10 protein-coding genes, 1 tRNA gene and 1 pseudogene are annotated in these 10,190 nt (G+C 57.0%); 9 read left to right on the top strand and 3 right to left on the bottom strand.

Translation table 11 applies throughout. The annotated features are described in order from the left end of the window. The first annotated feature begins 707 nt into the window (after window positions 1–707). Window positions 708–944, top strand: coding sequence for a hypothetical protein (locus NN5_RS26100; RefSeq protein WP_157081284.1), 237 nt, complete (start codon window positions 708–710; stop codon window positions 942–944). A gap of 44 nt (window positions 945–988) precedes the next feature. Here NN5_RS26100 and NN5_RS22750 read toward each other — a convergent pair whose 3' ends face one another. After that, on the bottom strand, window positions 989–1,204 hold the full coding sequence (locus tag NN5_RS22750; protein ID WP_067738670.1) for a hypothetical protein: 216 nt from the start codon (window positions 1,202–1,204) through the stop codon (window positions 989–991). A 137-nt stretch (window positions 1,205–1,341) separates the two neighbouring features. On the opposite strand from NN5_RS22750, the gene NN5_RS22745 reads away from it, so the two are divergent. Then, complete coding sequence (locus NN5_RS22745; protein WP_157081283.1) at window positions 1,342–2,469, top strand: hypothetical protein; 1,128 nt, start codon at window positions 1,342–1,344, stop codon at window positions 2,467–2,469. A 398-nt stretch (window positions 2,470–2,867) separates the two neighbouring features. On the opposite strand, the gene NN5_RS22740 is transcribed toward NN5_RS22745, so the two are convergent. Continuing rightward, entirely contained in the window at window positions 2,868–3,257 is a 390-nt protein-coding gene (locus tag NN5_RS22740; RefSeq protein ID WP_067738666.1) for a phosphoglycerate kinase, read from the bottom strand. 316 nt (window positions 3,258–3,573) lie between these two features. Between NN5_RS22740 and NN5_RS26095 the strand changes: the two genes are divergently transcribed. The 6 genes and pseudogenes from NN5_RS26095 to NN5_RS27370 form a co-directional block, all read left to right on the top strand. After that, a complete protein-coding gene (locus tag NN5_RS26095; RefSeq protein WP_157081282.1) occupies window positions 3,574–4,299 on the top strand; it encodes a hypothetical protein in 726 nt (241 codons plus the stop codon). 324 nt (window positions 4,300–4,623) lie between these two features. Further along, complete coding sequence (locus NN5_RS22735; protein ID WP_067738663.1) at window positions 4,624–5,058, top strand: hypothetical protein; 435 nt, start codon at window positions 4,624–4,626, stop codon at window positions 5,056–5,058. A gap of 83 nt (window positions 5,059–5,141) precedes the next feature. Beyond that, a complete protein-coding gene (locus tag NN5_RS26445; RefSeq protein WP_067738661.1) occupies window positions 5,142–5,915 on the top strand; it encodes a hypothetical protein in 774 nt (257 codons plus the stop codon). Window positions 5,916–5,919: 4 nt separating this feature from the next. Then, window positions 5,920–7,446, top strand: a complete 1,527-nt coding sequence (locus tag NN5_RS22725) for a type IV secretory system conjugative DNA transfer family protein (protein ID WP_067738659.1) — start codon at window positions 5,920–5,922, stop codon at window positions 7,444–7,446. A gap of 270 nt (window positions 7,447–7,716) precedes the next feature. Then, window positions 7,717–8,001: a hypothetical protein gene (locus tag NN5_RS22720; RefSeq protein WP_067738656.1), complete on the top strand. Its 285-nt coding sequence runs from the start codon at window positions 7,717–7,719 to the stop codon at window positions 7,999–8,001. Window positions 8,002–8,015: 14 nt separating this feature from the next. Further along, window positions 8,016–8,936: pseudogene (locus tag NN5_RS27370) on the top strand (recombinase family protein); the annotation flags it as partial. Between the two features lie 592 nt (window positions 8,937–9,528). Here the strand turns inward: NN5_RS27370 and NN5_RS22705 are convergent. Then, window positions 9,529–9,618 (bottom strand) — tRNA-Ser (locus tag NN5_RS22705). A gap of 157 nt (window positions 9,619–9,775) precedes the next feature. Between NN5_RS22705 and hspQ the strand changes: the two genes are divergently transcribed. Next, window positions 9,776–10,156: a heat shock protein HspQ gene (hspQ, locus tag NN5_RS22700; RefSeq protein ID WP_067738675.1), complete on the top strand. Its 381-nt coding sequence runs from the start codon at window positions 9,776–9,778 to the stop codon at window positions 10,154–10,156. Window positions 10,157–10,190 lie beyond the last annotated feature (34 nt).

Here is a 10,190-nt window from a genome sequence, read left to right as displayed (position 1 = left end):
GACAAGTCATGGTATTCCCAATTTGCGATGGCCAAGACACCGCAGTCTGGCTCCATTCGCCTGGGGAAGTCCGGCCAGCGAGGCTATCAGTGCGTAGCAAAGACAATTTGGGTGTCCTGTTCGCAAGGTAGCGGCAAGCTGCGCGATAGGTCGTAAGGCGCCACACTCGCATAGCCGCATTCACGGGCGATCCTGTGGCGGCATCCAATCGGCGGACGGTTGGTCTCCATGAAATGGTCGATGGGGTCGAGGGGAGCTATGAAATGCTTCTTCGCCGCGCTGGAGGCGGCTGGGTTCAAAGGGGCAGGCACGCCCCTGTCGATGGGGGAAGACATGCGTCCGTATGTCTGGCGGGGAGAGCCGAAGTCTCCCCGATGGCGCTGAAACGGCACCAGTTCTGGCTGACCCAATGTCAGGCTGAAAAAGGTGGTGGAGAAGCGCCATATAGCCGGGAGGGATGCAACGGGAGGCGCGCAGCGGGCCGCCCTTGCCAAGGTCTGCCTTTGACAAAACAAAAATCAAAATTTTTCGTTTTGTAATACAAAGGCACACCTTGCGGAACGTGCTAACGACAGAAACAGGCTCATAAGCCGCATAGGTGATCTCAACTCTCGCCCCGAGACCATATTCCGAAACGTGCCGTATCCTGTGGTCTGACAGGCTTGCTTCGTGATATCTCAATTAGCCCAGATATAGGAGCTGCCATCATGTCCGATCCTGCGCTTAACCGCATGGCCGATGTTGTCCGTGCCTTGGTTGACATCATGCAGGATCGCCTGCCCGCCGTCGATTTTGCCGACGAGAGGGCCGTCCTCAAAGATGGCGGATTTGGCGCATTCGGGATCGGAGAAGCGTCCGGCCCTGATCGAGCGCGGGAAGCTGCTATGCGCGCCGTTCTCGATCTGAAGCGGAACGGCGGGGCCTTCCAGCAGGAGTCCGAGTGAACCAAGTACGCTCACGCCGAATGAGTTCTTTCTAGCTTTTCACCTTATTCGCGGCTGGTCTTTATTGCCGAAACGATGGACGCGGCAGCGATCAGCGTGGTCCCCATGACCATCAATGCAAGGCCGAGCTGCCACCACATCAGTTCGGTTAGGAGTTGCAGCTGATTCTCCAGCGGGTTGCCAGACCCTATCGGATAAAAGTGAGCGAACCAGAGCGAGAGTATTCCGAGAACAATTAAGCCAGCGCCTACGATTTTCATATAGCCCCCTCATGGTTACGCAAAATGCACCTATAGGGCCTTTCTGTTGCGAGCAAGTATCTGGTCTGATTGCTCTGCTCTTCCCCCCAGAGACAATGTAGATCGCTGGCAGGCCACCCTCCAGAAAGGAGGGCACTATGGCTAAGCCCAATTCGATACCGTCCAGCGTTCGGGGGCTGCTTGCCCTCAATATGATCCTTCACGTGATCTCTGGCATCTTTGCAGCCGTGTGGATCGCTAACCTCGTCGCTCCGTCTGGGGATATGACCCTGCTCGCGTGGCTGGAGACAATTCTCTCTGCCGTCGCAATTGCTGCGGGGCTTTCCTACGGCTCCTATATTGCACTGATGCATATCCCATCTTTGCCGCCATCAAAGCGAGGCAAGGCAATGGGCATCTTCTTTGCGGCCTTCGGCGCAATGGCCTTGCTGCTAGGGGGTGCGTCTTCCTCAGTGCTGGCCTCCGCATCGGGTGAAGTTGCCCATATGGAATACACATTGCTTCAACAGTCGGAAGCGAAGCAGGTCAGGCAACAAGCGGCGGCTTCGATTGCCAATCGCATTCCCGCTCTCAATGATTGCGTCAACTCGGCCTCCAACATGCAGGTTCAGGAAGTCGGCACGGGCATCTACAGCGGCGAAGGCGGCAATGTGGGACAGGTGGCGACTGCGCTCGCCAACATCCGTGACGGCTGCGCCAATGCCCGTGCGGCGATTTTCGCGAGCCGCGCGAAGCTCTCTCGTTTGTTCGCAAGGCTCGACCGTCTTCTGATCGACACGCGACGCGTGATCGACTCTGACATGGAGCGGCACGAAAAGCTCGTTGCCGTGCGCAAGAACGGTAGCGACTATGCGCGACTGACGCGGGAAGTGAACGATGCGCTCGCAGTCGAAGCCATGCAGACGGTCGCGGATGCGATGCGCAAGGATTGGCTGGCTGCTGGCCTGCCCACGAGCGCAGCCGCTGCCATTACGCAGAATTTTGACGGGATGGCTGAAGAGCTGACGGAAGGGCTCGATGATATCGCAGCCCTAAAGGACGCTCCAATCCCTTCAATGCCCGTGGTGTCGAACATGGCATATCTGGCGCTCTATCCCGAAGCGACCATTGCGGCGATTGCCATTGGTGCGTGCATCGAGCTGATCCCGCTTGGCGGGATCCTGCTCGGATTTGCGATTATGACGCAAAAAGCACCAGGCGGAGCAACGCCCCGAGAGGCAAGTCCAGGCGCACCCAAAAAGGTCGGGCGACCACGTAAGACCTGAGAAGGTACGAAGAGGCGATGCGGGGCGATGGCAATATTGCCCCGCATTTTTGTTAGCTTTGTCGGTCAAATATCAAGTCTGTGAGCTTGACGCAGTATTCTGCTTCTCAGAGGTAATTAAGGTGTATCCACCAAATACCGCCAATACCGCTAATATGAGACCAGCGGCATACAAGGCGACATAGTAATCGCGCGGCCTATCCTTGCTATAAATTACAGCGACCGACATCAGTATCGCAGCCGAAAATATGACTGCCCCCAGAAAGATTCCCGAACCAATCATTTTTGCTCCTCTGCATTGGCACTCTTGGTCTATCGCCCAATTTCAGAATCATGTGCTTAGCAGCAATAAGTCCGGAATGTAATGAGGAGCAATGGAAACATCGCCCCTCATATTTGTCACCACCAGGCGAAGTAGGCAACGGAATTACCCTTCGCGAATTCCTCGCGGGCTTTAGCGATGAATGCGAGATCGTCTTCAATCTCCGATCCATCGGTCACGCCAAAGAAGAAGCCTGACGTATCGGGTAGATCGCCCGCCTTGATGGCGCTTTCCAGATCACCGATATCCTCGGGCGTGAGTTGCAGCGTGCTGACGTTGAAGTCTGGATCACTGCCGCCCTTGTCGACGTAGCGTTCTCGCATCCATCCGTGCAGATTCGGATGCTTGCGCCAGTAATGGATGCGCGGGCAATCGCCTGGGCGTTCGTCGAGGATTTTGATGTCGAAATCGACAGGCGGTATATTCTCGTCGGTCGGTATTGAGTGGGCGTACATATCAAGTCCCATGATGGTCTCCTTTCAGTTGCGCCGCCCGACCATTCGGACGGCTGATGGAGACCTGCGGCCCACGCCGTTCTTCGCGCGGGCAACGCCCCAACACGGGGCACGTCAGTGTCGTGGTGCGGGCCGGGGCTTGTCGGCTTCAGCGAAGCGGACGGGGGCAGAGGGTGACTGAATTTCAGCCGCCGATATCGGGATGACTGAAAACGGTGAGCCAATTTGCGGCAGGAGAAATCACATGCCGTCATGGACACAGAACGACTGATTGCAGCAAGCCTAAAAACAAACTATGAAGTCGGAATGTGTTTTGAGGTGCATTAAGATGGCAGCAAAGACCAAGAGCGTTCGGCAGACATCAAAAGCAGGTTTGCCTGAGTCTGATAAGGCATCGGAAGATGGTGACGCTGGTCGTCGGATGACGAAAGAAGAGATGAAGAAATTTACGGCGGACTGGGGCGATCCCGCTCAAACCCGCTGGCGCAATGAGCGTGCCGAAGAAGTTCGCAAAGCGATAGAGGAGAGAAAAGCTGCTGGAGACAAAAGAAGTCCAGAGTTTTCAAAAATTTATAGAAATTTAGCGGTAAAAGTACTAAACTATGAATCTGTGGAGAATTACGAGAAGCGCTTTATTGATCTTATGAAGTCGGTTGCGAAAGAGGCAAGTGAAAGCCCCCATTTGGCCGATGATTTGCCGCAGGTGGTTGAAAGCCTTTTGAAGGCTCATTTCAATCGATATCACCAATTGAATCCCCCACCTGTGCCAGAGCGGAAATATGTCCCTCGGCAAGATGAAATCATCCCCTTTCTATACGATGTCTGGGGCGATTGGATTGCAAGCGGCCGACTTACCAAGCCGACACTGAGGCAGCATGACAAGCGGGCCTATACAGCCTTGCAAAACTGGCTACGACATAATGATTTGCCAGCGGAGATTGCTGTTCGAAACAACTGGGAGGTAAACGACGAATTTGCCCAGCGCGAATGGTTCCACCGCGATGAGATTGTTCGGGCCACGGGCGCATTGTACCGCCGCACTCCCGACCAATAAATTGCGTTCGTTGACGATGTGTGTTGACCTGACGTATCGAATCACGCATACCCATCACTGAGAGATGGCCATCCCTCGTTCCGGCGCTTCAATCGTGGAGTGTCGTCACGATCCCGCTTCGGCGGGTAGGACAGGAGCATAAGCGATGGCTATGCGCGATGGACGCGCCCTTCGGCGCGGAGAGTTGACCGCTGATCGGCGGGTTTATCTAGCAGAGAACGATAACGACATTCCGACTTGTCGGAACATCCCTTCATGTGCCCACTGGGTCTGGAAATACTGGCCGCGTTGCGACGCTTGCCCTTGGCAAAGGGAGGGACGAAGTTGACTGACTGGCTCTCTCCAGAAACGCTGCAAGCGCTCGCCGCGAACGACAATGATCCTGATGGCGTTGTTCGCATCCCATCACCCGAGAAGCTGCTGACCAAGGCAGCCATTCACCGCCTCGCTATAGCCTATCGCGCACTGCTGCCGTGCAGCCGCCGTGGCTTTGCCGATTTGCTCACCGATATCGTCTGGGAGTTCGATGGCATCGTTCTCGATTGCGAGGGGCGGAGCATCGACCAGCTTTCAATCTGTGTCGATACAGTTCTGCGAACCGATGAAGACCCAAGCAATTCATGGCTTGGCTCGTTCCTGCGGTTTGCAGTCCAACATCCGCGACAGGCACCGCAAAGGCGGACGTTGCCGCGCCTGCGCCTGCTCTATCTGGCGCTTGCTATTCGTCATCCAACGGTGGCGGCGCGGGTCATTGCTTAAATCCTGAGGCGTGGGTTTCCCCCACGCCTCCACCCAAATTCAGGCTCCTGTCTGGCGACATTTCGTCAGACAGGAGCCAAGTCATGAGCAACCAGCAATATTCGATGGATTACGGGGGCGAAGCCCCTCAGCAAAGCGGGATGGCCGTGGTCCCGCCGCAGGCGGCAGGCCAACCGTATCAAATCGTCATGCCGCCTCAGAAGAAGCGGATTTCCGCAGGGGCCGGTATGTTCTTCGGGATCATCCTTTGCGGCGCGGCGCTCTACGGTGCCGAGATGTTCGCACCGCCTGAATATCGGCCTTCGACCCTCACAGGTTCGTACAGCGGTCGTTATGCTGCCGAGATCAAGGCGCACGATCTGGAAACGCAGGCCGCGTTTGCCGACTGGGCCGAAGAGGTCAAAGTCAGCGTTGCCCAGCAGCAGGAGCAATATCGCGCAGCGGCCCAAGGTATCCTGACCAACTATCAGGCAGCTTATGACCGCACTCGGATTTACGCGCAGACCACCGCGCAACTCCAGCAGGACTATGTGCATCAGCGCACCGATATCGCCCGCCAACAGCAGGGCACTGATATGTTGGTGGTCAATCTCGCGCGACTCTGGGGCCGCGCGGCGAATGTCATTGAGCCAGGCGGAGGCGATGACGCGCTCGACTATGCCGATCAGGTCGGTAGCCAGCTTCAGGGGGAGCTGACCTCGGCGGTCCAGAATGGCGTCACCGTCTCGGTCGAAGGCTGGGACACGGGTCTCCCGCCGCCTGCGCAGGTTCGCGCCGATATCGAGAGCATGGAACCGATCAGCTTTCCTGATCTGCCACAGATCAGCCGCGACGCGCAAAGCGAGGAAGGGGAATAATCCCATGCGGCTCGAACAGATGGCCGCATTTCTCCCGCGTCTGTTTTCCATGACGCGGGAGATGGATCGGGCTCAGCGAGAAGAGGAAGCCCGTCAAAGAGCCGCTTGGCAGCAATATCTGATGTCCATCGCAGCGCCGAGTGGCCAGCTCGGCGATGGGCGGCTTGCCAACCTGGATGATCTGAAAGCCGTTGGTCTGTTAGAGACCAGCGGCTTGTTTCTGGGCGCGCAGCAGGGCCGCATGCTGTTTTTCAACGGAGACGGGCAACTCCTCACCTATGCGCGGACGGGCTCTGGCAAGGGCCGTGATCTTATTCTTCCCAATCTCGCCCATGTGCGCGACCGCAGCCTGATCGTCGTGGACGTGAAGGATGGCGAGAATTGCTTTGCCTCGCGCGAGCACCGCGAGGCTGTGCTCGGTCAAAGGTGCATCTATCTCAACCCCTTCAACCTCCTCGGACTTCCCAACACGCGGATCAATCCGTTGCAGGTGCTTGTCGAGATCGTCCGCGATGGCGGGGAGATCGACACGCAGGCCGACGAGATCGCGCAGACCGTGCGCCCTCTCAAGCCCAATGAGGGCGAGAGTAGCTGGGTCGGCAAAGGATCGGTGCGCTTCATGTCTGGATACATGGAATATGCGGCACATTTTGCCCCGCAACGCTGCACGCTCGGTGGACTGTGGCGGTATGTGAATTCCTCCGACGAAGAAATGGCGCATGAGTTCCAGATGATGGCAAGCTGCGGGATTGAGAGCATCGCCCGCAAAGCGGCGGCGATGGGCGCAACCTATGCCGATGCCCCGAAACAATTCGAGGCCTATCGTTCCGACGCCATCGAAGCGCTCTCGGCCTTCGAGATCGGCAAAACGCTCGACCGCGCCACCTCCGCCCATGAATTTGATTTCGGGCGACTGAAGCATGAGCCATGCACGGTCTATCTGATTACACCTTCAGAAAAGCTCGGCGTGGCCGCGCCTTGGGTCAGTCTCGTCATCAACTACGCAATCGAAGCGATTGCCCGAGAGCGGGGCAAGCTTCGCACCTGCTTCATCCTCGATGAGTTTCCGCAACTCCCGCCTGCGCCCGCCGTGATGAAGGCACTCAGGCTCTATCGCGGCAAAGGCATTCAGCTCTGGCTCTTCGCCCAGGGGCGCTATTCGATGGAGGGGCGCTGGTCGCGCGATGCAGTGCGCGAGATCGAAGATCAGGCGGCCATCTTCAACATGACAGGCGTCGAAGACCCGTCGCTTATGCGCGATGTCGAGCGGTGGTCGGGAAATCGCACCATTGTCACAAGAGGTCAGAATATCGGTGGCGGCGCTGTTGAGAGCGCTGGCACCAATCGCGGCGAAAGCCGCCGCCCTGTCCTGCAAGCCGAAGACATCCGTGGAATCGGCTCAGGGAAGCAGATCATCAAGATCGCAGGCTTGCCGCAACTGGTCGTATGTGACCGTCTCCCGTTCTACGAGGTTGCGCCATGGAAGGACCAGATTGGCGATGTCCGCGAGTTACACAGTGGCGGCGTGTGATTGGCCCGTTTGGGGAAATTGTGAACCTGCCAAGTGCATACGATTGTATGCAAACACTTGGTCGAACTGCATTCCCACTAATATCCAATTTTTCCATAAGTTTGCATAATACAAACTTGAGGTGATAGAATGGAATTGTGATAGCGAGGATTGCGTTGTTGGACGCAAAAAGGAGAGCGTTTCCCCCAGAAGGGGTTTGAGCCCAGAGTATCTGAAACCTGCGTCTAGGTATGAACAAAGGCCGCTTGCGGGCGGCGAAAGGGAACGCAGGTGTCGCTTCTTACGCCCGAGGAATTTGAGGAATGCCGCGAGTGTATCGCGGGCATCGACATGAGCGATGAGGAGAAGGATGAACTGATCCGCATCGTCGGCAATATTGTCTCGTCCTTCGTGGATCAGTCCTATGGCATGCACCCCGTTCAGCTCTCGTTGGCTGCGCGGGCAAATAGGCATTTCCAAGATGATCCCGAACGTGCTATTCTTGATTTGTTCTCAGACAAAGAAACAGTTGACCTCGATACCGAGGGCGCGAGCAACACACCTAGCGGCCCATAAGGCCAGGTATCGACATGATAATGAAAACAGAAAACAAGGCGGTCGTTTATTGCCGCGTCTCCACCAAGAAACAGTCCCGCGAAGGCAGCGGCCTCGAAAGTCAGGAAACCCGCTGCCGCGAATATGCGGCCTACAAGGGCTATGAGGTCGTCAAAGTCTTTCAGGACGATATGTCAGGGTCCATGCTGGGCCGTCCCGGTATTACCGCTATGCTCGCATTCGTGCGTAAGCATCGGCGTCAAGGCATGGTTGTCATCATTGATGACATCAGCCGTCTGGCTCGCGGCCTGCAAGCACACCTGAAGCTCCGCGCTGAGATCAACAAGGCAGGAGGCGCGTTGGAATCCCCGTCCATCGAGTTTGGCGAGGATTCCGACAGCATCCTCGTTGAACATTTGCTGGCATCCGTGTCGCAGCACCAGCGCCAGAAGAACGGCGAGCAGGCGAAGAACCGTATGCGGGCACGTATGCTGGCAGGTTATTGGGTGTTCTATGCGCCGCTCGGCTATCGCTACCAGAAGAGTCCCGCAGGCGGCTCGATCCTTGTGCCCGAAGAACCTATGGCTTCTGCTATCAGGGAAGCGCTGGAAGGCTATGCCAGCGGGCGCTTTGCCTCACAGGCGGAGGTGAAACGCTTCCTTGAGAACAGTCCAGGCTTCCGTCTCACGCGCCACGGCACTTTGACCAACGAGCAAGCCAATCGCATCATTACCCGCCCGATCTATGCTGGATATATCGAGAGCAAGGTTTGGGGCGTATCTTTGCGCAAGGGGCAGCACGAGCCGTTGATCTCGCTCGAAACATACGAGCGCAATCAGGAGCGGCTGAACGACAAAGTCTATGCACCAGCACGCACGGACGTTCACGAGGATTTCCCGCTGCGCGGTTTCGTGACCTGCGGCGAATGCGGCCATCCTCTCACTGCAAACTGGAGCAAGGGGCGGAACAAATCCTATCCCTATTACATCTGCCGCCATCGCGGCTGTGAGAAGTTCGGCAAATCGGTCGCGCGGGCCAAGGTGGAGGGAGCCTATGAAACCCTGTTGCACTCCCTGAAACCCAGCCACGACCTCTTCGCGCTCATTTCCACTCAATGCCGCATATTCTGGGACAAGCGCGCTGCTGGCGTTCGTGAGGCGAAGTCAGCCTTCAAGCTGAAGATCAACGCGGTCGAGAAGAAGATCGACGGGCTGCTGGAGCGCATTGTCGAATCCGAAAGCGCAACGGTTATCAGTGCCTATGAGCGCAAGGTCGCTGAACTGGAGCGCAGCAAGCTCCTGTTGGCCGAAAAGCAGGCTCGTTGCGGCACTGTCGCACGAGACTATGAGGAAACTTTTCGAACCGCTTTTGAGTTTTTCTCAAACCCTTGTTATCTTTGGGAAAATGGAACCTTGGAGGACAAGAGAATAGTCCTTCAACTCACCTTGAACGGTCATCTGGAGTATGACTGGAATCAGGGTGTTCGAACCACCGAAATATCCTTCCCTTTCAGGGCATTAGAGGACTTTTCGGGCAGTGAAAAGGAAATGGCGGAGAGGGTGGGATTCGAACCCACGGTACGGTTGCCCGTACACCGCATTTCGAGTGCGGCGCATTCGACCTCTCTGCCACCTCTCCGCTAGAGATCGCTATAATGCGGGAAGCCCCGCCGGGTCGAGCGAAGCGCGCCGGTAGCCCAGTTGATCGCGCTTGCCAAGCCCCTCTTTTCGGAAAAAGCGGGGATCGATCAACGGGCTTGCTTGTTTCACCCCGCCGCCAAACCTATATTGGCCCCATGAACAGGGCGACTTTTTTCTCCCCCCAGGCCGGACGGATCATCGATGCGCCCCGGCTGACGCGTGCGCGGTTTGCGATCGGTGATGTCGTCCGCCACAAGCATCACGACTTTCGCGGGGTGGTTTTCGACATCGACCCGGTCTTCGCCAACAGCGAGGAATGGTATCAGTCGATCCCGGTCGATGTGCGTCCGCTGCGCGAGCAGCCCTATTACCACCTTCTCGCCGAGAACGAGGAATCGAGCTACGTCGCCTATGTCAGCCAGCAGAATCTGATGGCCGACAGTGACGGCGGGCCCATCGATCACCCGTCGCTCTCGCAGATCTTCGACGAGTATCAGAACGGCCGCTACCAGCTGCGCCGCGGGCTCGCCCACTGATCTTTCCCGTTTGACGGGCTCTAGGGCCAATCGA

This window comes from Novosphingobium naphthalenivorans NBRC 102051 (assembly GCF_001590985.1).
Lineage (GTDB): Bacteria > Pseudomonadota > Alphaproteobacteria > Sphingomonadales > Sphingomonadaceae > Novosphingobium > Novosphingobium naphthalenivorans.
This window is presented reverse-complemented; position numbering and strand designations above follow the sequence as displayed.

Bases quoted from the DNA above. Each gene is read 5' to 3' on its own strand.
- NN5_RS26100 (WP_157081284.1), top strand. From the start codon at position 708: ATGTCCGATCCTGCGCTTAACCGCATGGCCGATGTTGTCCGTGCCTTG.
- NN5_RS22750 (WP_067738670.1), bottom strand. From the start codon at position 1,204: ATGAAAATCGTAGGCGCTGGCTTAATTGTTCTCGGAATACTCTCGCTC.
- NN5_RS22745 (WP_157081283.1), top strand. From the start codon at position 1,342: ATGGCTAAGCCCAATTCGATACCGTCCAGCGTTCGGGGGCTGCTTGCC.
- NN5_RS22740 (WP_067738666.1), bottom strand. From the start codon at position 3,257: ATGGGACTTGATATGTACGCCCACTCAATACCGACCGACGAGAATATA.
- NN5_RS26095 (WP_157081282.1), top strand. From the start codon at position 3,574: ATGGCAGCAAAGACCAAGAGCGTTCGGCAGACATCAAAAGCAGGTTTG.
- NN5_RS26445 (WP_067738661.1), top strand. From the start codon at position 5,142: ATGAGCAACCAGCAATATTCGATGGATTACGGGGGCGAAGCCCCTCAG.
- NN5_RS22725 (WP_067738659.1), top strand. From the start codon at position 5,920: ATGCGGCTCGAACAGATGGCCGCATTTCTCCCGCGTCTGTTTTCCATG.
- hspQ (WP_067738675.1), top strand. From the start codon at position 9,776: ATGAACAGGGCGACTTTTTTCTCCCCCCAGGCCGGACGGATCATCGAT.